This is a genomic window from Alteromonas profundi (genome assembly GCF_010500865.1).
GTDB lineage: Bacteria > Pseudomonadota > Gammaproteobacteria > Enterobacterales > Alteromonadaceae > Alteromonas > Alteromonas profundi.
Genome location: NZ_JAAAWN010000004.1, coordinates 212840 through 235554 on the forward strand (window position 1 = coordinate 212840; position 22715 = coordinate 235554).

Here is a 22715-nt window from a genome sequence, read left to right on the forward strand (position 1 = left end):
TAATATAAAATGCTGTATATGCATACACAAAAAATAAAGAACAATGTCATCGTAGATGAATCAATGATGAAAGCATACTTGCTGGATTATTGGCGTTCATCTGGCTACATTTCAAGTTCAACACTCGTAATAAACGAGTTAACTTTCGTTGGCTTATCAAGAAGAATAGATTTAGCTCTTGTAAAAGATGGGGAGTTGATAGGTATTGAAATCAAAAGCGAGCTAGACACTTTGAAGCGCTTAGATGGACAGTTGGAAGAATATGCAGCGTATTTTGATAAAATATACGTATTCACGACTGAAAAACATTATGAAAGAAGTAGAGAAATAGCCACAAGAAGTGAGGGAATTCTCGTTCTTAAAAATAACAGCATTAAAACGATGCGACGTGGTCGAAAACAACCGATAAGAGACCGTCGTAGCTTTATAAAAATGATGCGAGCTACAGACCTGTATCACCTCGTCAGAAAAAACGGAGTAAAGCCTAGTTCAATGGAGAGAAAGAGCTTAGAAAATTTTGCTTCAAAGCTGCCTTTATATTCCCTCAGGGAAGCTGCTATAGAGCAATTGAAAAAAAGATTTACTAAGCATTCAGATCGCTTTTGGGCTAATGTTGACAGTAATATTTATCCACTAGATATCATGGAGCTTAAGAAATCCGAATGTAAAAAGCTAACTGCTTCAAGAGATGACAGTGTATCTAGCATGATAAAAAATGGAAATTTTCACAAAATACTAAATACTCAGTAATTATATTAATCGACCCAGTCTTCATCCGTGTCAAAAACGTCATTAACGTCAGAAAAGTGTAATTGTTGATATAAGTGTAAGTTTATTCGAACAGCCGTAGCATCTTGAGCATTAGTTATGCCAAAATCGTCGCCTCGAGCTGCTAACTCTATCATTTGAGTGCCCCATAAACTCAACTCTTCAATCCAATAGTCTTGGTCCATCATCTCTTTTGCAATTTGCGAATAAAGCTCAGCCTTTTCTCCTTCACCTATATCAGAACTATCATCAAACTCCTCCCTGATAAATCGCCATTCGGTCTTGCAAGCATAGTCTATTCTTGGAGGAGGAGTACCACTTCCTCCTGCTAATTTTCCTGCCCTTGCGCTACCTCGATCCGAATAAACGATTTCATCAGAGCCTAATAAATCAGATATTTTTTGATAAAGTTGGCGTTCGTAGATCGAGGCTTCTCCATTATTTTGCCCAGAAAAACCATAAGGAAAGGACGTAGCGGACACTGCCAAATAGCACTGAGGAAATTTTGCATGAATCATTTCCACAATATGTGCGTAGCCTTGAACCGAAGCTTCGTAAGAATGAGTAATATCTCCGAAGTCTATTACAAAAAGTGCATCTCCCAAGTCCGTCTTTTCTAGTTCATCTAATTGACTCACGAGTTGCTTTGTATTGACCTCATTCAACTTCAGATATACGCAGATCCTTCTACCTAAAGATTTCAACTTTTTTACCTGAGATTTGACTTGGGACAAATCATTTAATTGGACACATGGATGAATATGCTCAAATTGTTTGATGAACTGATACCAATTGTCGTATCCATCATCGGAATTAGCTAACTCTATAATTTCTTTAAATACTTCGCGAGGCTCGTCTTTTACAGCCACTTCGCTGTATGCCCTTACTAGAAAATCAGAGTCAATATCAGCAATAAAACGCCTATTACCGAACGAAGTTTTAATCCTAGCTAGCGCTTTATCAAGTGTTTTAGCAGAAGCCCAACCCTTTAGAGGAAACAAAGGCAGTAGATTATCTTTGTCTTTTTCTGGTAACTCTTCTAGAGCTTTCATTTCAGCACGACTAATTGATAGTACCGGTATATATTGATAATCCTTATCAATCAAAAACATATTAGAGTTTCCCTAACCTTATTTTTAACGCTGTTGTAGATACTTCAAGGTCTCTTGCTACAGATTCGTATTTTCTTTCTTCATCCACAATATCTTCATACTCGTGAAGCTTTTCCATTGTTAAATGATATGGCATCAATATATCAGCAGCTAATCTATTCGCTTGAGCCTCTAAAGTATCTGACAACGATGATCTGTAAAGAATATCATCAACAATGCCATCACCTATTCTATCGCGATGCAAAAGCATATGGCCGATTTCGTGAGCAAGAGTAAAACGTTGTCTAGGCTTACTATCATGACGATTTATCCTGATCAATATCTGCCCATCTGTCTCCTTTATCTCCCCACTAATTCCTGCTTTAAGTGTCGCACTCTTAACAGAAGCTCCCAGTTCCTTTGCAATTTTACCCACTTGAATTGGCGCAGTTTGATGGTATTTACTTATGACTGAGCGTTCCGTGTTATTAAGGGATGCCCATTCTGGGGAAAAGTTTCCTGATTTCATTCTTCATTGCCCGTATCTGATTCGTGATCAGAAGTATCGAATTGAATGTCGCGATAGATAACTTTTGCTACAGCTTCCAGTAAAAACTTTCTCACAGGTGCTAGGTTTTTATACTCTGCCGAATTTTTATCAAACAGCGCCTTGTTGCTAAAGAGAGCTTGAAGTTCTGCTCTTGTAGAATCATGAATTTTCGCTGCAACTTGCTCGTTTGCAACTTCGTTAGCAGTATCTTTAGCAGAATCTAATACTTTCTTATATCCTACGAAAGAAAATAAGGCCACTACCACACCTAATACTGTCACTATAACAGCTACGCAAGCTAAAAGAATTCCACTCCATTCAGCAAAACTTAACTTATTTGAATGCTCTGCATTTTTATCGGCAAGCGCATCTAAACTGGATTCCAAATCGCCCAATTTTTTGATGAGCAGCTCATTTTCAGATTTAAGTTCAGTGATTCTTTGCTTATATGATTCGTTAAGGAGTGACAGAGCTGGTGAGTTTTTGTTTTGCAACAAAACGTCATTGGGCTTTGTTGGATTTTCATTTCCACTGTTTGCGAAAGATGTATTGCTTAATATTATTAAACATATAAAAAATAATACTCTAACAACCAACATATTGCTTCCCTTCATGTTAATTGTACTAACGACTTTCATCCATTTCTCCTTGAAGTACATCTTACACTGAATTTATATTAATTAGATTTTTAAAGCTAGTTCAGATAATCACCGCCTGCTACACATTTGCTACATATTTCAAAAAGGGGGTTTTTAGAAAAAAGAGGTTAGGCTGCAGCCCTTTAAAAATGGCGCACCCGATAGGATTCGAACCTATGACCTTTGCCTCCGGAGGGCAACGCTCTATCCAGCTGAGCTACGGGTGCGTGGGAGGATGGTTTAAGTAGGATTTCGTTAATCCCTACCCTCAAACGCGGCGTAATGATACTGATGCAGGGCCCTTGCATCAACTGGTTTATGCAAAACTCTTTCTAGTTGTTGGTTTTAATGTATTAAAAATCCTTACTTTTTATAGGTAAATGGCAGCAAACAGTTGTTCGACCATGAATTACCGTTATAATCTGGCCAGATTACTTTAAATGTAAAGTTCATGATTGCCTGGAGACAGATGTGAAATTGAAAACCTGGTTTACCGTTGCAGCTACAGCACTAACTGTGTTTGCTGCGCAAGCACAAGAAATGAGTGACGAAGAAATTGCCAATCGTATTAAGCCTACGGGTCAAGTACATGTGGCGGGCGCTGAAGCGGCTGGAAATACCGCAGCAGCAGGCGGCGCTAAGTCAGGCGAAGATGTTTACAACTCTGCCTGTGTGGCTTGTCACGCATCGGGCGTATTGGGCGCACCTAAAGTACACGTTGCCGCCGACTGGCAGCCTCGTTTAGACGAACGTGGCCTAGACGGTGTATGGCAAAACGCACTAAATGGTATTAACGCTATGCCTCCGCGTGGTACGTGTGCAAGCTGTTCAGATGATGAAATTAAAGCGGCAATTGAATACATGGTGGAAGGCATTTAAGCCTGCAATTTGCATTGCAATTCGCCGAAAAAAGTAGCGCTTTCTGGTCGGATCGGTTAGTTTAAATAGAATTAAAATAACGAATTCTTATACTAACCGGCGATCGGAATGTCATCAGAATCATACAAGCATGAGTTAACTGAAGAAGAGTTACGGGAACTGATTCCCCAACTTCAACAGCTCACTGATAAATATAAGCGCGCTGAACGAGTTCAGAAGGCGCTTTTTGACATTTCTGAACTGGCCAGTTCTGTTAGTCACCTTTCCCACCTTTATTCTGCTATTCATGAAATTATTGGCGATTTTATGAATGCCGACAATTTCTTTGTTGCCTTTTACGAAGAAGATAACAGCCTTATTGATTTTGCTTACTTTGTTGATGAATTCGACGAGCAAGCCGTGTCGCAAATGCCTGCCGAAGATTTGATGGACGGCATGACAGGGTTTATCTTACGTACCGGTGAACACCTATTTTATAAGCGTAGCGAAGAACAAAAGTTTGCGAAAGAACACGGTATTAAGCTTGTGGGTTCGCAGCCTTACGAGCTATTAGGCGTACCGTTAAAGCGTGGCAGCCAGGTAATTGGTGCCATGGTAATACAAACCTACGACGACACAGTTAACTATCGCCAAGAAGACTTAGAGGTGTTGTTGTTTGTGTCGCAGCACATTGTTACCACGGTGGATAGGGTAAAAAACCGTGAGCTTACCGAGCGTACTATTCGTGAACGTACCCGTCAGCTGCGTAAAATTAATGATGACTTACAAGAAGAAATTCTTGAGCGCCAGAAGGTAGAAGCGTTACAGCAAGCGTTGTTTGAAATATCGGAGCTTGCAGCTAACCTTGAAGGCGACATGACAGACTTTTATTCTAGTCTGCATGGTATTTTAGCGCGCCTAATTAGTGCGCCTAACTGCTTTATTTGTATTTTAAGTGAAGATCGCCAGCATTTAGAATTTCCTTACTTTAGCGACAAAGTGGATGACAAGGTTAAGTCGCGCCCGTTGGGGCTGGGGCTTACCGAATTTGTACTACGCACGGGTCAGGCTGAACTGATTAACCCACCACGGGTGCTAGAGTTGGCTGAGGCCGGCGAAATTGACGTAACCGTGGCGCAAAACATGTTAAATAGCGCGAACTCGTGGTTGGGTTCACCGCTTATTGTAGATGGCGAGATATCTGGGGTTATTGCGGTACAAACCTATGGTAAACACGCCAAATACAACTCTCGAGACTTAGAGCTGTTACGCTTTGTATCCCATCACATTGCGGTAACCATGGAGCGTAAACGTAGCACTGAGGCTATTCAGCGTTACAACAGTGAATTGGAAGCGCGGGTAAAAGAGCGTACCGCCGAATTAGACCGCACTAACTCATATCTCAAACAACAAATAGAAGAACGTAAAGAGATTGAGTTAAAGCTTATTCACGATGCGCACCACGACTCGCTTACCGACCTTCCAAACCGCGCTATGTTTACCAGCCGCTTAGAGCTGGCTATTGCCAGCAAGCAGCGCTACCAAGACAATTATTTTGCGGTGCTGTTTATCGATTTAGACCGCTTTAAAGTTATTAACGATACCCTAGGTCATCATGCGGGAGACGAGTTCTTAGTTGAAGTTGCCCGCCGTATTGGCATTTGTATTCGCGGTCATGACTTGCTTGCACGCTTAGGCGGCGACGAATTTGTGGTACTGCTCGATAATTTTGATGATATCTCTGATGTTGAAGAAGTGGCCTCGCGTATTATCAAATCTATCTCCGACCCTTTCATTTTAGAAGGCCGAGAAATGTACTCAGGCGCCAGTGTAGGCATTGCTCACCTTGAGCCTTATTACAATAGCGCCGATGAAGTACTGCGTGACGCCGATGCTGCTATGTATCAGGCTAAAACCTTAGGCCGTGGGCGTTATGTCATGTTTGATAAAAGCATGCGCGATAGGCTTATAGAAGAGCTTGAGCTTGAAAATGAATTTCGTCGTGCCATGCGGGGTGAAGGCTTCAACTATTTCTTGCAGCCGGTGATAGATTTACGCGACGACTCTGTGCTGTACCATGAAATGTATGTGAAATGGACACACCCAGAATACGGTAGAATTAACCGCGCCCAATTACGTGAAGTGTGTGAGCAGGCAGGGTTAACCCTTGAGTTAGATTTACTGCAATTACGTAAAGCCTGTGAGTTGCTACAACATTGGCGCGAGCCGGGCCAAGTATCTGGCCGTGTAGCGGTAAACATTTCAATTAACCATCTTTTGCAGGCCTCTATGGTAAATAAGATGGTGGCGTTGGTAGAAGAGTTTAAGGTGTCGCCTCACGAATTGGTATTTGAGTTTGATGAGCACGACCTAAACCGCCGCTCTCAGTTTATTTTACCGGCTATCAAGAAGCTAAAACGGGCGGGAATTACCCTGGTGCTAGATAACTTTGGTAGTGGCTTGGCAAGTTTAAGTTACTTATTTGCTTACCCCTTCGACTTTATAAAGGTTGATCACCGATTTGTGAAATCGCTGCCCCGTTCACAGCGTAATTTAAAACTTATTCAGTCGGTAATGCTTATTTCAGAGCACCTTAAATTTAGTGTAATTGCCGAGGGCGTAGATGCCAGCGCGCAACTTACCGCACTTACTGAAATTGGCTGTACGTACGGCCAAGGCAAGGTGCTACGACGGGCATCGCAAGTAGACGTAAAAGAACTTGTCGCAAAATAACTTACTCGTCTTTACTACCTAATCTTTATTACCCAAAATACCCCGTAAATTAGCAATTCCCACCTGCGCTTTTTGTTGGCGCTCTTCTTTGGTTACTTTCGGTTTATTGCTTTCCCATTGAATGTCATCGGGGGGTAGTTCGAATAAGAACCGACTGGGTTCTGGCTGTAGAACCTCTCCAAACTGCCTGCGCTCTTTGGCCAAGCTAAAGATAAGCTCGCGCTGAGCGCGGGTAATGCCCACATAGGCTAAGCGGCGCTCTTCTTCTACGTTATCTTCATCAATACTGCTTTGGTGAGGCAATAGGCCTTCTTCCATCCCCACTAAAAACACAATAGGAAACTCTAGGCCTTTACTGGCGTGAAGGGTCATTAGTTGCACTTGATCGCCTTCGCCGTCGTCTTCACCACGCTCCATCATGTCGCGAAGAATAAGCCGGTTAACAACTTCGGTAAGGTTCATGGGGCTATCTAGTTCGTTACCTTCTAGCATGTCGGTAACCCAGCCAAATAGCGTACTTACGTTGGCCATGGCCATTTCTGCCGCTTTTGGGCTAGCGCTATGCTCGTATAGCCACTCTTCATAGCCCATGGTGCGTATCATACTGCGTACGGCGTCTGCGGTATCGCCGCGCTGCGCATTATCAGCCAGTTCAACTATCCAGCGGGAAAACCCCGATACGGCATCAAAGGCTTTACCCGTTAATACGCTGTTTAGGTTGGGATGGGTAGCTGCCTCAAACATGGGTACACCTAGGCTGTTAGCAAAATTACCCAGTTTTTCTAAGGTGGCTCGCCCTATTCCGCGCCCTGGGGTATTAATTACCCTAAGTAGGGCATTATCGTCGTCTTGGTTTACCAGTAAACGCAAGTACGCCATGATGTCTTTTACTTCAGCGCGCCCAAAGAACGACATTCCGCCACTAATTTTATACGGGATGCGGTTGCTCATAAGCAGCTTTTCAAACAAGCGGCTTTGATGGTTGCCTCGATACAAAATAGCGTAGTCTTTAAACTTTGTGCCGTTCATAAACTTGTGGGCCAGCAATTCTGCTACCACCCGCTCAGCCTCATGCTCTTCATTTTTCGCTTCAATAACGCGTAGCGCTTCACCGTATTGCAGTTCACTGAACAGGGTTTTATCAAACAAGTGAGGGTTATTTTGAATAAGGATGTTAGCGCAGTGCAATATACGCCCCGAAGAGCGATAGTTTTGTTGTAGTTTCACTACGTTTAAGCGAGGAAAGTCTTGTTGTAGCAAATGCAAATTTTGTGGCTTTGCGCCGCGCCATGAGTAAATAGACTGATCGTCGTCGCCTACCACTGTAAAGCGAGCACGCTCACCCACGAGTAGCTTTACCAATTCGTACTGGCTGGTGTTGGTATCCTGATACTCATCTACTAGTAGGTAACGAATTTTACTTTGCCATTTACTGCGCACTGTTTCGTTAGTTTTAAGCAATAAGGTAGGCAGCAAAATAAGGTCGTCGAAATCCAGTGCGTTATACGCTTTTAAGTTATCTTGATAGCGTCGATAGGCCTGTGCAAACTCTTGCTCGCCACTGCTTTGTGCTTGTTTTAGCAAGGCGTCGGGTAACACAAGGTCGTTTTTCCAGTTTGAAATGCAGCTTTGTAGCAGCGATAACTGATCTTTATCGCCGTCTATGGTGTCTTTAGTTAAGTCGTTTAACAGCGCCAGTGAATCTTTGTCATCAAACAATGAAAAGCCGGGCTTTAAGCCAAGGTCTTTAACATGGGCTTTAATAATATTTAGGCCAAGGGTATGGAAGGTAGACACCTTTAAACCTCGGGCTTCAGGCTTACCCAGGGTTTGCGCCACCCGCTCTTTCATTTCACGCGCCGCTTTATTGGTGAAGGTAACGGCGGCGATATAGCGTGCAGGCATGTCGCAATTTCTTACTAAATGCGCAATTTTATTGGTAATTACTCTGGTTTTACCACTGCCTGCCCCCGCCAGCACCAAACAAGGGCCAGATACAAAAGTGACTGCGGATTCTTGCGCTTCGTTTAGTTTCATTGCCTTCCTAACATTAAGTCGGTGTGTGGTATCACGGTTTTCATTGCAAGATATGGCGATGCCGATAGAATAGATGCCATACTTTTACGCTGCGCATTATAAGGGAATTCCATGTTGGATCCGAAAAAACTCGAAGATTTAGCCAAACAGATTGCAGATGCTGTTCCACCGGGCGTTCGTAATATGGCAGAAGGAGCAGAAGGTAAGATTAAGCAGGTGCTACAAACACAGCTTTCTAAGCTTGATCTTGTTACCCGCGAAGAATTTGATATTCAAAGCCAAGTGCTTATACGTACACGTGAAAAGCTTGATGCAATGGAAACCCGCATTGCCGAGCTTGAAAGTAAGCACAGCGATTAAGCTTAGCCTAAAAAGGCCAGTTAAAAACACTGGCCCTTGCTTTGCTCGGCTGGTGCATATAGGGCAATAGCGGTTAACTTACCCAGAAGTTCACTAGCATACCTACCGCAATAGTTAAGCCTACATAGTGGTTTTCAAGAAATGCAGTAAAGCACCCTTCTTTTTGTCTACGTTTAATAAACTGATACTGCCTAACAAACAGCAATGCCGTAAACATTAGCGCCACATAGTAGGGCCAATGGGCTGCTATTGTCTGCCCTATGCCATACAGTATTACAAGGGTAGCTAGTTGAAGGCCTATAACAATGGCTACGTCATAGCGCCCAAAACGTATAGCGGTAGATTTAATGCCTATTTTAATATCATCGTCTCTATCTACCATAGCGTACATAGTGTCGTAGGCCACAGTCCAAAGCAGGTTTGCAATAAACAACCACCAGCCGTAGGTGGGTACTGTTTCTAATACCGCCATAAAGCCCATAGGTATTGCCCAACCAAACGCCGCCCCAAGTACTACTTGCGGAAAATGGGTGTAGCGCTTCATAAAGGGGTAGCTGGCGGCCAAAAGTAGCGCCACCAGCGATAATGCAATTGTTTGCCAATTCAGCATTATCACCAAAAGAAAAGCCACTAGTATATGTAGCGAAAATAAGCTTAACGCTTCACTCGGTGTTACTTCACCACTAGGTAACGGGCGGTTTTCGGTGCGCGCTACGCTTCCATCTAGGTTTCTATCGGCATAGTCGTTAATAACGCAGCCCGCCGAGCGCATAACGACTACTCCGGCAACAAAGATAAGCGTAACACCTAATGCAGGAAGGCCTTCAGAAGCCAGAATTAATGCCCACAAAGTAGGCCATAACAATAGATAAATGCCGATAGGTTTATCAATACGCATTAAGCGTATGTAAGCCGGCAGGTGCGCTCGGGTTAAGTTAAATTTCATCCTGATACCTTGTATCGTACACGGGGGCGTGAGGTAGAAACACTTCCGCCACTATCATTTTGTTCTGCTCTAGGGTAAACATAGAACGCCTTCCCCACAGTTGTCGTGACTGAGTATAGCCTAATGCGGGCGCGGAAAGCGTGGTTAACTGAAATGCAGAGCGCGCAAAACGGGCATCGTTAAATAGCCGCTTGCCTAATGGCTGGCCCCCTAAATTTGCCAACTCAGAATCTATAAGGGTTTGCGGTATAATTGAACGAGCAAAAACCCAAGGAACGCCATCGGCGCACAGCAGTACTTCACGTACCTGAAAAGGCGTTTGCGGCGCGGCGTTTAGTAAGGCAAGTTCACTTTGCTCTGGTACTAGCGTTTGCTGGCCTAATAACGTAAGTGAAAACTGATGGCACAAAGATTGTACCCGCTCGGTAAGTGAGCCTGTATCAAGTAGCCAGTTTTTTAAGTAAGCATCGGTAATCTTTACCTCGCTCGCTTCTTTCCAATTCACCGGCAACCCCACAGGGAAACAACCTGCAAAACTCACGTATTCACGCCTAAGATAACATTGTGTAAATCAATCGCCATTGTACCCCTCGTTTGCCAACCTGTATTTTTCGCCCTGCCTATAGGCGTATGATATTGAATTTACATACTTCCTGCTACTTTTGCAGTAGTGCGTTTATTTGATGATTTGTTACACTACAGATAATCCTCATTTTTTGTTTCCAGTGAACGCCATGTTGAAGTCTTCTGTTGTTATGCTTGTTGCAGCAAGTATATTTTTATCCAGTGGGCTCGCGCCTGTCCGTGCGCAGCAAAACGCTAACTATGCTTATTTAGGTTTAGAGCCTGACATTGTAACCAATTACCTTGGGCACAATGCACGTAAACTAGGCTATGTGTCTGTTACCATAGAATTAATGATTAGTGATGTAGAGCAGCTAGAAATAGCCGAGCATCATATGCCGCTATTGCGGGCTACCGCTATTGAAATTTTTGGTCGCCAACCCGCAGAAAAGGTGAAGTCACTTAAAGGAAGAGAAGAAATACGCATAACGTTGCTACGCACCTTGCAGCAACATATGAAAGAAGAAACCGGCGGTGAAGTGGTGAAAAACGTTATTTTCACCAAATACCTATATCAAGGCTAGCTCGTAACGCTGGCTAGCCTTTACGTTTGTTGGCAATAAGGGCTAACGCGCCTGCCATTAAACACCCGGTAATAAGCCCAGCGGTATGCGCGGCGTTTGCCATATTTACCCACAATATGTCGGCATAGCCTAGTACCAACCATACCAGCATAAAGCCTACAATAGAGTTTGGTAGCGATAAGCCCCAATTAGGTTTTAACCACCCTAGCCACCACACAAAGCCCAATACTGCGTACACTACCCCAGATAACCCGCCAAAGAGTAAGAAATTACCTTGTACTGGGTCGGTAAAAAACGCTTGTGCAATATTAGATGTTACCGCTGACACCGCAAACACCAAAAACAATAAGCTGCTGCCAAAGGTACGCTCTATTTTAGCGCCAAGCATGCTCCACCATAATAAGTTAAACACAATGTGTAACACACTAAAGTGAATAAACGCAGGCCCTAATAGCCGCCACCATTGGTGGTTGTCGGCCAATACAGATAGCGGTTGCATCAATAAATGCTCGGCTATAGGGCTAAATAGCCCCACTAACGACAGGCCGTATACCAACGCACAAATAATAAAAATGAGTGACGTTAACGGCGCAGCAAGCGCGTTTTTAAAAATATGCTTAGTATTAACCCCACCACTAGGCGCAAGTTTTACCTTGTCGCCAAACTGCCAAGCAGCTTGTTGGTATTTGGGGTTATTAGGGTCGCGTAAAAACTGCTCGGTTAGCTCGCGCGCTTTAAGTGCATCTTCTTCGCGGCTAAGCTGCACGAAAAACTCGTCTTTTGCCTCACTAGGCGTTACTACGCAATCTATCTGTTGGCTTTTAAGGTAATTCGCCAGCAAAAGGGCAATGCCTTGCTGGCGAAATGCGATAAGCGGCTGGCTCACGATAGCCCAGATTCAACAGGCTGTGCCAATCGCCACGCTTCAAAACCACCGTCCATGCTATATACGGTATTAAACCCTTGCTCGGCGATAACACGTGCAGCCTGTTGGCTGCTAATGCCGTGATAACAAACCACTACAACAGGGGTATCTTTGGGCGTGTGCTCAATGAAGGTAGCGAAATTATCGTTATTGAGCGGCGCCGCATTAGGCATGTGCCCATTGGCGTACGACTGCGGATCGCGAATATCTACAATGGCCACATCGCCATTAAAATTCGCGACATCTTCAACGCTAATGTGAGAAAAAGTAGTCATTATTGCCAGTCCAGAATAACTTTGCCTGAATGTCCTGAGCCCATGGTATCAAACCCCTTCTGAAAGTCATCCACTGAAAAGCGGTGGGTAATAATAGGGCTTAAATCAAGGCCACTTTGTAGCAAGCTGGCCATCTTATACCAGGTTTCAAACATTTCACGCCCGTAAATACCTTTGATAACAAGCCCTTTAAAGATAACTTGGTTCCAGTCTACCGCTACATCTTGGGGCGGAATACCTAGCATAGCTACCTTGCCACCATGGTTCATTTTGGCCAACATATCGCGAAATGCTACCGGCACACCCGACATTTCAAGGCCCACATCGAAACCTTCCGACATACCAAGCTCGTTCATTACATCTTGTAGGTTTTCTTTACTCACATCTACTGCACGGGTTGCCCCCATCTTTTTCGCTAATTCAAGGCGATAAGGGTTTATGTCGGTAATAACTACGTGGCGTGCGCCAACGTGCCGAGCAACCGCAGCGGCCATAACGCCGATGGGGCCGGCGCCGGTAATAAGAACATCTTCGCCCACTAGGTCGAAGCTAAGGGCAGTATGTACCGCATTCCCGAAGGGGTCGAAGATAGACGCCAAATCGTCACTGATATTGTCAGGTATTTTAAACGCGTTAAATGCTGGAATTACCAAATATTCCGCAAAGGCACCAGGACGATTAACCCCAACACCTTCGGTGTTGCGGCATAAATGACGACGGCCAGCACGGCAGTTACGGCAATGACCACAGGTAATATGGCCCTCCCCCGACACTCTATCGCCTACACTAAAGCCACGCACTTCTTGGCCAATGCCCACCACTTCGCCTACATATTCATGCCCCACCACCATAGGTACAGGGATGGTTTTTTGCGACCACTCATCCCAGTTATAAATATGCATGTCGGTACCACATATGGCGGTTTTGCGAATTTTTATAAGTAGGTCGTTGTGGCCTAATTCGGGTTCTGGGGTGTCTTGCAACCAAATGCCTTTTTCGGCTTTTGCTTTTACCAATGATTTCATGCAATCACTCCCATTTCACGGCCAACGTCAATAAACGCATCTACGGCTTTATCTACATGTTCAATCGTATGGCCGGCAGACATCTGCGTTCGTATACGCGCCTGCCCTTTTGGCACTACTGGGTACGAGAAGCCAATAACATAAATGCCTTTGGTTAATAGCTTATCGGCCATTTCACTGGCAATTTTGGCATCACCTAGCATAACGGGAATAATTGCATGGTCTTTACCTGCTAAGGTAAAACCCGCGTCTTCCATACGGCGGCGAAAATGGGCTGCGTTCTTCCATAGCTGCGCACGCAAGTCGGCTCCATCTTTCATCATTTCAAACACTTTTAGCGACGCCGATACAATAGGTGGCGCTACAGAGTTAGAAAACAGATAGGGGCGCGAACGCTGTCTTAGCCATTCAACCACTTCTTTCTTCCCTGAGGTATAACCGCCTGAGGCTCCCCCTAGCGCTTTGCCTAACGTGCCGGTGATAATATCGATGCGATCGAGTACACCGCAATATTCATGGCTACCACGGCCATGTTCACCTAAAAAGCCGGTAGCATGGCAATCGTCTACCATTACCAAGGCATCATATTTATCGGCTAGGTCGCAAATACTGGCTAAGTCGGCAATAACGCCGTCCATAGAAAACACACCATCGGTAGCAATAACTTTAAAGCGTGCGCCGTCGGCGTCGGCTTGCTTAAGCTGGTCTTCTAGCGCTTCCATATTGTTATTGGCATAGCGATAGCGCTTAGCTTTACATAAGCGCACACCATCAATAATACTGGCGTGGTTTAGCGCATCTGAAATTATTGCGTCTTCTGGCCCTAACAAGGTTTCAAATAACCCGCCGTTAGCGTCAAAACACGAGGGGTATAAGATAGTGTCTTGCGTGCCAAGGAAGTCGCTAATTTCTGCTTCCAGTTGTTTATGGATGTCTTGGGTACCACAAATAAAGCGTACCGACGCCATACCGAAACCGTGTGACTCTAGGCCCTCTTTCGCCGCTTCGATTAATGAAGGGTGGTTGGCAAGGCCTAAATAGTTGTTTGCGCAAAAGTTGATGACATGATCGCCATTCGCCACATCAATGTCGGCTTGCTGCTGAGACGTGATAACACGTTCTTTTTTATATAAACCTTCGTTTTTGGTGGCTGCAATTTGTGATTGCAGGTGCGAGATAAATGCCCCGGACATGCCCGTCTCCCGTTGTGGTAAAAGAGGTAGTGTAAAGAAAGCTAATTTCAGGGTACACCATTGGTAGGTGCATTTTAGTGCGAATATAAAGCTAGGTGTCAACTATTTCGCACATTTGGGTTGGTTTTGCAATAGCTAGCGTTTAATTTGGGGTTTGCCAGTAGCCTGCGTGCACTTTTTCTTCTAGCGTACTCCATATTTGCGCTTCAGGAATGGGACGGCTAATAAAGTATCCTTGCACTAGCTCGGCGCCAAACTCATTAAGCATGTCGTATTGCTCTATGGTTTCAACACCTTCAGCAACTACTTGCAAGTTTAAGTTTTTCACCATGCCTATGGTGGAATGAACTATGTTTCTATCGTCGGCGTTCTCGGTAATATTAGATACAAACGAGCGGTCTATTTTAATGTAGTCGGCAGGTAACGACTTAAGGTAACTTAACGATGAATAACCCGTACCAAAATCGTCAATAGCTAATAAACAGCCCATTTCTCTTACTTTAAGCATAACTGCAGTGGCGCGGGTAATATCAGATACCAACACGTTTTCTGTTAGCTCTAAACAGAGTTGCGATGGGCCAACAGCGTGGGCATCCATTTGCTTTTTAAGAAAGTCGGGAAGACCGGGGTCAAGAAACTGACCGGCCGATAAGTTAATGGCCACCTTCATATTGGGGTAACCATTGGCGTTAAGCTCTTGTACTAAGTACATGGCTTTATTAATTACCCAATAATCTAGCTCCAACATAAAAGACGTACTTTCAAGCAAAGGAATAAAGTCTGCGGGTGATACGTGCCCCCTAACCGGATGATACCAACGCAGCAAGGCTTCAAACCCAATCAGCTTATTTGAACCAAATTCTACCTGGGGTTGCAACGCTAAGCTAAATTGGTTTTCTCGCAATGCCACACGTGCTTCGGCCTCAAGCTCAACCTTTTGCATTACTTTTAGGTTCATGGTGGCATCGTATACGCGATACCCTGTGCCCTTTTTCGCCTTCGCCTCATACATGGCAATATCAGCATGGCGTAGCAGTTCAACGGGGGTAGCGCGAACATGGCGGGTTATGGCTACACCTACGCTTATCGACACATAAAATTGTATGTTGTCCACTTCAATAGGTTGGTCAAATTCAGCGATAATTTTGCGCGCTATAATGTCTACTTGGGCTTTACTATCAATTTCCGATAGCAAAATAACAAATTCATCGCCCCCAAAACGAGAAGCAATATCGGTTTCGCGGATGGGCTTAGAAATACGCATGGCTGCCGCCTTTAGTAACTTGTCGCCGACATCGTGGCCGTGGCTGTCGTTCACTTTTTTAAAGTCGTCAAGATCCATGAACATCAACGCCACATAACTGTCATCTCGCGCTGAACGCGCTAATTGCTGTTCTATTTGAAAGGTCAGCATATTGCGGTTAGGCAAACCAGTAAGCACATCGAACATGGCCATTTTTTCAAGCTTGGCCGTGTTTATTGCCATTTGGCCGTCGAAGTCTTCTAGCTGTTTAGCTAGGTCGTTGGTAGCTTGCTCTACTACATCTAGCTCGTCTAGCAAGCGAAAGCGCGTACTCTCGGTGCGGCGTGCCGAAAGGGCATAAAACTCTTTAAATTTATGTTCGGCTAAAATAGGCAAACGTTCACTAACGGCAACCAGCCTATTTTTGTATTGGTTTAGAAATAGCGAAAGTAACAACGCGAAAATGATAAAAAGCGCAAATGCACTCGTTACCACAAGTAGCTCGTACTCTTGCTTCTGTGACACTAGATCGCTAATATTTCTAACAACTAATACATATGGGTCGTCGCCTTGTCCGTGTGGAAAAGGTAGCAAACTTACCAATAAACTTTCGCCATCCATCGTTACCCGCTGCCCCTGCCTTACTAAATCATCGGCGCTCCACTGCTTTGGAAGCTGATCGATAAGATTAGTAACGTACACTCTATTTTCGGGGGATAAACGGCTTGCAAGGCTTAGCATAGGCCTGCCTTGCATACTAATTTCATAACGCACCATGGCAACTTTAAAGATGCCCGTAGAGCGATTAAAAAGGGAAAGTACTTCCTGCATCGAGGTAGACATAACCACAACAGGTACAATCTCATCGGTGGTCATTAACGGCACCGATACATACACCCTACACTGCAGTTCACAAGAAACGTAGGTTTTGCTTTCTAACGTATTTTGCGTGGTTTGCACCAAGCTTTTAATAAAGGGGGCAACATGATGAAATTCGCGCCCCACTACGCCTTCATTATCAAACAGGTATAAATCGTCTACCTGAAAGTTGAGCATTAAATATTCGTAGGTTTCGTAAAGTGCTGTACCAAGCTGCTCAAGGTTTGTGTCGTTTTTCAGTTCGGCTTGGGTGAAGGTGTCCACCCACATCACCATTCTATTTTGCAGAATTTCGGAAAACAGTTGCAAGCGTTGCTGGTTTTTCAGCTGCTCTTCTTGTTGCTGATACACAATATTAGAGTCTGACTGACGTATAAGTACCGCCGAGATAACCACAGTTACTGTTAGCACCATAGCTAACAGTATAAAAATGGTTTTCGTGGTTACCGACATTTGTACTTGCATTTACTACTACCTAGAACCAGTACATCAATTGTACAGACCACATCCGCCAGTGTTTATCAGTATTAGTGCCAATGCTAGGGTCTAACAAACTTACTACGCGGTTAGCGCCTTCTACCCAGTGGTGCTCAGCTTGTAAACGCCAACGGGGAGCAATATCCCACCGCAAACCTACTGTGGTGGTGTCCATGTAAGCAAAATACGCAGGAATTTGGCCAAAGGTTTGCGCTTCTAATCCTTTACCGTTGCGGTCATCAACATCGTTAACATAGGTATCGTAACCCACCAGCCCACTAAACTCGTTAGAGAACAAATAACGAAATTGAACAAACCCGCCTTCACCAATACGTTTATCATAGTAATTTGGTGCAAAAGCGCCGCGAATATCCTGTATTTCTCGAAGCAACTCAGAACTAAACTCCCAGTTTTCGCTGAAATACTGCATAGAAAGCATAAATCGACGAATGTTTGATTCACCAGCAATACGCACATCCTCTTCAGATGGGGTATAACTAAAATCAGACTCTAGCAGGCTTACACCTAGCTTCCAGTTCATCGAACTTGGCTGCCAGTACACACTAAACTGGTGTACAAAATCTTGCTCTATTTCGCCTTTTGCATCGCTGCCTAAGAAGAAGTCTCGTTGATCGTCTCCCAGTTCAGAGCGTCCATAGCCCCAATTCACTTGCCAAATACTGCTGTCGGTATACTTGGTGAAGCTAGTTTGCACGCCATTACTGCCCAAGGCCACGTCACGGAAGCTATCGAAATACACAGATTGAGGAAGCACTGCGGTATCGCGGGTTTGCGGTACGTCTCGGGTAACTGAGTAAAGCCAATGGCGGTTTTTAAAACGGCCTAAATGAATTTGCGCTTGCCACCCAGCTAAGTCTGGGATGGTCCAGTCGATAAACAGGTAGTCAAGACGGGAACCTTGTTTAAAGCGGTTTCCCCCATCAAGGTAAACCACTTGCCCCGCTACCGATACATTACTTGAAATTTGATAAAGGCCGTTTAGCCCTATTTCTGTAAGTTCGCCCGTTATTTGGTTATCGGAGGTGATAAAATCGCCGTCTATAGACTGGGTAAGGCCCTGAGAAATATAACCGTGCCAGTTTAAACGTGACGTGTCTTGCGCGTTAACATGCCCAGCGGCTAACGTTAACATTGCCATTATTGCTAAGGTACTCAACCGATTCATTGCGTCACCACCTTTATCATCCGTGCATCCGTTGCTCGTCCTTCCTTCATATATCCTATTGCTCCAGGTGTATCTTCTAACAATTTAATCAGCGCCTCAGTGGAGGGCACCCTTGTTGGGGTAACACCTTGGCCCGAATACGTTAATTGATCCCACAAGCGCGATAGCTGATAGGGAAACATTTTCAGTGTTTCGCGGCAAAATGATTTATGCAAAGGGGCGTGATCGTCTAGCACAAAAACATGAATTTTTGTGCCATTATCCCAAAACTGACGGTGGCCGGTAAATATCTGGCGTAATTCGGTTTGAGTAAGTACTTGTTGTGATACGCTACTGTTGACTATTACGGTGGTCTCGGCGGCCAATGTAAACGTAGACCATACCACCAAGCTACAGGCAAAAAGCGCCTTTAGATGAGGGAGACAACGTCGGTATTTGCGTAAGTTCCGTAACAGTTCGGACGTCCTCTTCAAAAGCACATCTCCCTGCTCGTTAATGTTTAATTTCACTGTCAATTATAGTGTAGATAATGGTGCGGTATTTTCCACTAAATGAAAATACTTCCTTAGTTTAACGTTTCGTCTACTTTTTGCGCTACTGCTTGAAAAGAAATCTTTTCCATCAAGTGCTTACCTTTTGCTCTTGCCCCCCAAGGAAGCGCTTCCCACGGCTTTCCTTTTTGCTCACGTATACAGCTATCGTAAACCGACACAGTTTGTTCAATATTGTTGTACGGGCCCGTACGACGGGGGTTAGAGTGTGCATACAAGCCAATTACTGGGGTACCTACTGTGGTTGCCATATGCGCAGGCCCAGTATCAGGGGCAATAACTAGCTGGGCGTGCTTCAGTAGCATAAGCAGCTGATGCAATGAGGTTTGCCCGGTAAAATCTGCAAATATCTCTGCGCTTTGGGTAATAATAGCCTGAGATGTTTTTTTATCCAACTCTCCCGGGCCTCCGCATAATACAACCTTTTTCCCTTTAGCGTGTATATGATTAGCAATACTGGCGTATCGTTCTGGTAACCAATTTCGCTCAGCCTTACTGGCTGCTGGCGCGATAACCACGTAGTCACCTAATTCTGCCGCTTTGGTGTTCCCCCAGTTTTCATCTTCCTGCGATACCGGTATATGCCAACTAGGTGCTTCTACTTGCGGTACACCCAGCGCATCGGCAAAGTCCATAAAACCGTCTAACACATGGGCATGTTTATGAGCTTCAATACGTTTATTTGCAAAAAGCCAATGCAGTTCTTTACTACGGCCCCAATCAAAACCAATACGCTTGCGCGCTTTAATAACCCGCGAGGCTAGGTTTGCGCGTAAGGCCACCTGCATCATAAGCAAGGCATCGAATACCTCGCCTTTCACTGCCTGTTGCAAGGTTTCTACAGCAACTTTCCCCTGCGATTTGTCGAAGATTATAAAACGCACATTAGGGATTAATTTAACCAGTTGGTATTCTACTTTCCCAATAACCCAGGTTATTTCAGCGTCAGGCCAGTGACGCTGAATTCGGTTTACCATCGCGGCGGCGTGACACACATCGCCAATTGCAGATAACCGCATTAAACAAATCTTTTTTCCCACAGAAGCGCTCTCGTTGCTGAAATACCAGAATAATTCGTTAGAATGGTAAATTTACCATAAGTTGTGAATAGCATGGCGATAAAACGACGAGACTTGGGTGCTGGGCATCATTTTCTTTATAACGATATTTTGATGAATGAACCTACTGTCGAAATGTTTAGCCGTGAGTTTTGGCAAATTCACAATAAAATTACCGGCATGGCAAAAGGCAGAGGCACCACTGTCTTCATTGAACATGAGCAGCAGAACTGGGTATTGCGGCATTTTATGCGTGGTGGGCTTGTGGGCAAGCTATTAAGCGATCAGTACTTTTTTTTAGGCGTGAAACGTTCACGCCCGTTCGAAGAATTTCAGCTGCTGCGTTATATGCTGGCGCATAAATTGAACGTACCTACTCCTATTGGCGCGTATATTCACCGCCATGGGTTTATTTATCGCGGCGATCTTATTACTCAAAACATTCCAAATAGCCACGACCTTCATCATATTCTTACCCGCCGGGCGTTAAACCCCGAGCAATGGCGTAAAGTAGGCCAAGCCATGGCCGACATGCATAGGTGCCAGGTGTACCACCATGATGCCAATATCCGCAATATTTTGATGGACGACGCTGAGAAAGTTTGGATTATCGATTTTGACCGCTGCCATAAACGCCGTGGCCATCATTGGAAAAAAGATAATCTGGCGCGCTTATTGCGCTCACTTAGAAAAGAGCAGGCCAATAACCCAAGGTTTTTTTGGCAAAATGCCGATTGGCAACATTGTATGGACGGTTACCACGGTAACTAAATTGCAACTGTGCGCAATTATCGCTACTGTTGCGCTTCAACTACAAAGATATGAACGTTATGCATACAAGAGCACTGTACCCAGGCACCTTTGACCCTATTACCAATGGCCACGCCGACCTTATTGAAAGAGCGTCACAACTATTCTCACGGGTTATTGTTGCTATTGCGTCTAACCCTAGTAAAAAGCCGTTATTCAGCTTAGAAGAACGGGTTGAGATGATTAAAAAAGTGACCCAAGACTTACCCAATGTTGAGGTCGTTGGATTTACCGGGCTGTTGGCCGATTTCGCGGATGAACAAAACGCCACTATCTTAATTCGCGGTCTGCGCGCCGTATCAGATTTTGAATACGAGTTTCAGCTGGCAAACATGAACCGTCGCTTGAACCCGAAATTAGAAAGCGTTTTCTTAACCCCAGCAGAAGAGAATTCGTTTATATCATCAACCCTTGTAAAAGAAGTGGCATTGCACCGCGGCAGGGTAGATGGATTTTGTCACCCTGTGGTTCAAAAAGCGTTAACAGACCGCTTAGGCAAACATGAAAAGTAACCTTAAGCTGGTACCCGCAGCATTAAGTATTGGGTATCACCAATTGGGTAATAAGTAAGCGCCAACTAACGCTGGCAGCGTTTGCAATAAAAGGTATTTCGCTGCCCTATTACTTTACTTTCAATGGCCTGTCCACACCGCTCGCAAGGCTCGCCTTTTCTGCCATACACATTTAACTGTTGAGCAAAATACCCTGGGTTGCCGTCTGTTTGGGCGAAATCTTTTAATGTGGTGCCGCCTTGTTCTATTGCTTTGGCCAGCACCTGCTTAATAGTGCGAGTAAGCACCTTATAGCGCGCCAAGCTTATGTTTCCTGCTTGCCTGGTAGGGCTAATGCCGGCTAAAAACAACGCCTCGTTTGCGTATATATTTCCTACACCAACCACCACTGCGTTATCCATGATAAAAGTTTTCACTGGGCTTTTTTTACCCCGCGACAGGGTAAATAAACGCATGTCGTCAAACGCATCGGTTAACGGCTCTGGGCCTAAATGCGCAAGTAGCTTAATGTGCTCATTAGGGGCTTGAAATAAAAAGGCGCCAAACCGACGTGGATCGTTAAAGCGTAGGCACTTGCCTGTGGCCAGAACAATATCAACATGATCATGTTTTACGACAGGCACATTCGCATCTATAACCCGCAGTTTACCCGACATACCTAAATGTAAAATAAGCGTGCCCACTTGGGTTTCGATTAGCAGGTATTTTGCGCGGCGCTTCACCGCCGTGATTTTATGCCCTTCAACCAATGCAACTTCATTAGGTATGGGCCAGCGCATGCGCCGCTCTCTTACTACCACCTTGCTAATAACAGTGTCTTGTAAGTAGGGCAATACGCCTAAACGGCTTACTTCAACTTCAGGTAATTCAGGCATAGGTTGCTCCGCTAACTAATAACGTTTATGGGTGTGCGAGCCAAGGCAATAAGGCGTGTAGCTGTACATTTTCTAGCTGGTACCAGTCATCTTCTATTTGCACTAAAGGGGGCTGAGTTTGCGGGTAGAAAGCGTATACCTGACCTTGCGGCTGACCCGCTAACCACACCACCACAACAATTGGCGATACGGCTGAGGTATTTTCCACAAACGGGGCCGCGGTTAATTGCGCCTGTTGCCACGCGGTATATTGCTGATTCGCACTGATACCCATAGAAGCCACAGAAGAGACTTGTCGCCAACTTTGTCCTACCCGCTCTAGCTTATGGTCATCTTGCTCTATTTTAAGCACATAGGCGTTTTCAGGAAGCAGGGGACGCTGTTTGGCAGGTTTCGGGGGAGGTAAGAAACTATCTAAATTAAACAACCCAATCATTACTAGCATAGTAATAATTACCACGTTGTTCATTGCGCGCTTTGAAAGTCGTAACACTGACTGCCCTACCCTAAAAAGTTCAGCTTATGGTAATGGTAACGGCTACGACTTTCCACTTTAGCTTACGCAAAAAACCCGGCA

At 44.7% G+C, this 22715-nt stretch carries 23 protein-coding genes and 1 tRNA gene; 7 read left to right on the forward strand and 17 right to left on the reverse strand.

Translation table 11 applies throughout. The features are described 5' to 3' along the window. Positions 1–18: 18 nt before the first annotated feature. The gene (locus GTH32_RS04735; protein ID WP_163084093.1) at positions 19–750 is read left to right on the forward strand and encodes an MmcB family DNA repair protein; all 732 of its coding nucleotides are present in this window, start codon (positions 19–21) and stop codon (positions 748–750) included. Positions 751–755: 5 nt separating this feature from the next. Here the strand turns inward: GTH32_RS04735 and GTH32_RS04740 are convergent, their stop codons facing one another. The 4 genes from GTH32_RS04740 to GTH32_RS04755 form a co-directional block, all read right to left on the reverse strand. Further along, positions 756–1880 (reverse strand): beta family protein, encoded by a 1125-nt coding sequence (locus GTH32_RS04740; protein WP_163084094.1) that lies wholly within the window; start codon positions 1878–1880, stop codon positions 756–758. Between the two features lies 1 nt (position 1881). Then, positions 1882–2388 carry an ImmA/IrrE family metallo-endopeptidase gene (locus tag GTH32_RS04745; protein WP_163084095.1) on the reverse strand — a complete coding sequence of 169 codons (507 nt, stop codon included), beginning with the start codon at positions 2386–2388 and terminating at the stop codon, positions 1882–1884. Beyond that, positions 2385–3047: a hypothetical protein gene (locus GTH32_RS04750; RefSeq protein WP_163084096.1), complete on the reverse strand. Its 663-nt coding sequence runs from the start codon at positions 3045–3047 to the stop codon at positions 2385–2387. The genes GTH32_RS04745 and GTH32_RS04750 overlap by 4 nt, the downstream gene beginning before the upstream one ends. A gap of 150 nt (positions 3048–3197) precedes the next feature. Beyond that, positions 3198–3274: transfer RNA gene (locus GTH32_RS04755), tRNA-Arg, on the reverse strand. A 244-nt stretch (positions 3275–3518) separates the two neighbouring features. Here GTH32_RS04755 and GTH32_RS04760 point away from each other — a divergent pair. After that, a complete protein-coding gene (locus tag GTH32_RS04760) occupies positions 3519–3926 on the forward strand; it encodes a c-type cytochrome (protein ID WP_163084097.1) in 408 nt (135 codons plus the stop codon). Between the two features lie 108 nt (positions 3927–4034). After that, entirely contained in the window at positions 4035–6638 is a 2604-nt protein-coding gene (locus tag GTH32_RS04765) for a sensor domain-containing phosphodiesterase (protein WP_163084098.1), read from the forward strand. Between the two features lie 18 nt (positions 6639–6656). Here the strand turns inward: GTH32_RS04765 and rep are convergent, their stop codons facing one another. After that, positions 6657–8675, reverse strand: coding sequence for a DNA helicase Rep (rep, locus tag GTH32_RS04770; RefSeq protein WP_163084099.1), 2019 nt, complete (start codon positions 8673–8675; stop codon positions 6657–6659). Positions 8676–8786: 111 nt separating this feature from the next. Between rep and ubiK the strand changes: the two genes are divergently transcribed. Continuing rightward, the gene (gene ubiK / locus GTH32_RS04775; RefSeq protein WP_163084100.1) at positions 8787–9035 is read left to right on the forward strand and encodes a ubiquinone biosynthesis accessory factor UbiK; all 249 of its coding nucleotides are present in this window, start codon (positions 8787–8789) and stop codon (positions 9033–9035) included. A 73-nt stretch (positions 9036–9108) separates the two neighbouring features. Here the strand turns inward: ubiK and ubiA are convergent, their stop codons facing one another. Both ubiA and GTH32_RS04785 read right to left on the reverse strand, forming a co-directional pair. Next, positions 9109–9981, reverse strand: a complete 873-nt coding sequence (gene ubiA, locus GTH32_RS04780) for a 4-hydroxybenzoate octaprenyltransferase (RefSeq protein WP_163084101.1) — start codon at positions 9979–9981, stop codon at positions 9109–9111. Next, positions 9971–10522 (reverse strand): chorismate lyase, encoded by a 552-nt coding sequence (locus GTH32_RS04785; RefSeq protein ID WP_163084102.1) that lies wholly within the window; start codon positions 10520–10522, stop codon positions 9971–9973. The genes ubiA and GTH32_RS04785 overlap by 11 nt, the downstream gene beginning before the upstream one ends. A 193-nt stretch (positions 10523–10715) precedes the next feature. Between GTH32_RS04785 and GTH32_RS04790 the strand changes: the two genes are divergently transcribed. Further along, on the forward strand, positions 10716–11129 hold the full coding sequence (locus GTH32_RS04790; protein WP_163084103.1) for a flagellar basal body-associated protein FliL: 414 nt from the start codon (positions 10716–10718) through the stop codon (positions 11127–11129). Between the two features lie 13 nt (positions 11130–11142). Here the strand turns inward: GTH32_RS04790 and glpG are convergent, their stop codons facing one another. The 8 genes from glpG to GTH32_RS04830 all read right to left on the reverse strand — a co-directional run bounded on the left by glpG (position 11143) and on the right by GTH32_RS04830 (position 19902). Then, positions 11143–12015 carry a rhomboid family intramembrane serine protease GlpG gene (gene glpG / locus GTH32_RS04795; protein WP_163084104.1) on the reverse strand — a complete coding sequence of 291 codons (873 nt, stop codon included), beginning with the start codon at positions 12013–12015 and terminating at the stop codon, positions 11143–11145. Next, a complete protein-coding gene (gene glpE, locus GTH32_RS04800; RefSeq protein ID WP_163084105.1) occupies positions 12012–12329 on the reverse strand; it encodes a thiosulfate sulfurtransferase GlpE in 318 nt (105 codons plus the stop codon). Before glpE ends, glpG begins: the two co-directional genes overlap by 4 nt. Continuing rightward, positions 12329–13354 (reverse strand): L-threonine 3-dehydrogenase, encoded by a 1026-nt coding sequence (gene tdh, locus GTH32_RS04805; RefSeq protein WP_163084106.1) that lies wholly within the window; start codon positions 13352–13354, stop codon positions 12329–12331. The genes glpE and tdh overlap by 1 nt, the downstream gene beginning before the upstream one ends. After that, entirely contained in the window at positions 13351–14547 is a 1197-nt protein-coding gene (gene kbl, locus GTH32_RS04810; protein WP_163084107.1) for a glycine C-acetyltransferase, read from the reverse strand. The genes tdh and kbl overlap by 4 nt, the downstream gene beginning before the upstream one ends. Before the next feature lie 142 nt (positions 14548–14689). Then, entirely contained in the window at positions 14690–17134 is a 2445-nt protein-coding gene (locus tag GTH32_RS04815; protein ID WP_163084108.1) for a putative bifunctional diguanylate cyclase/phosphodiesterase, read from the reverse strand. A gap of 10 nt (positions 17135–17144) precedes the next feature. Next, positions 17145–18332, reverse strand: coding sequence for a hypothetical protein (locus GTH32_RS04820; RefSeq protein WP_163084109.1), 1188 nt, complete (start codon positions 18330–18332; stop codon positions 17145–17147). Further along, positions 18329–18805: a hypothetical protein gene (locus GTH32_RS04825; RefSeq protein ID WP_163084110.1), complete on the reverse strand. Its 477-nt coding sequence runs from the start codon at positions 18803–18805 to the stop codon at positions 18329–18331. The genes GTH32_RS04820 and GTH32_RS04825 overlap by 4 nt, the downstream gene beginning before the upstream one ends. 92 nt (positions 18806–18897) lie before the next feature. Further along, positions 18898–19902 (reverse strand): glycosyltransferase family 9 protein, encoded by a 1005-nt coding sequence (locus GTH32_RS04830; protein WP_163084111.1) that lies wholly within the window; start codon positions 19900–19902, stop codon positions 18898–18900. 93 nt (positions 19903–19995) lie between these two features. On the opposite strand from GTH32_RS04830, the gene GTH32_RS04835 reads away from it, so the two are divergent. Together GTH32_RS04835 and coaD are read left to right on the forward strand one after the other, a co-directional pair. Further along, a complete protein-coding gene (locus GTH32_RS04835; RefSeq protein ID WP_203565361.1) occupies positions 19996–20712 on the forward strand; it encodes a 3-deoxy-D-manno-octulosonic acid kinase in 717 nt (238 codons plus the stop codon). A 59-nt stretch (positions 20713–20771) separates the two neighbouring features. Further along, a complete protein-coding gene (gene coaD, locus GTH32_RS04840; protein ID WP_163084113.1) occupies positions 20772–21263 on the forward strand; it encodes a pantetheine-phosphate adenylyltransferase in 492 nt (163 codons plus the stop codon). 65 nt (positions 21264–21328) lie between these two features. Here the strand turns inward: coaD and mutM are convergent, their stop codons facing one another. Both mutM and GTH32_RS04850 read right to left on the reverse strand, forming a co-directional pair. Further along, a complete protein-coding gene (mutM, locus tag GTH32_RS04845) occupies positions 21329–22138 on the reverse strand; it encodes a bifunctional DNA-formamidopyrimidine glycosylase/DNA-(apurinic or apyrimidinic site) lyase (protein WP_163084114.1) in 810 nt (269 codons plus the stop codon). 25 nt (positions 22139–22163) lie between these two features. Next, complete coding sequence (locus GTH32_RS04850) at positions 22164–22607, reverse strand: hypothetical protein (RefSeq protein WP_203565362.1); 444 nt, start codon at positions 22605–22607, stop codon at positions 22164–22166. Positions 22608–22715: the final 108 nt, after the last annotated feature.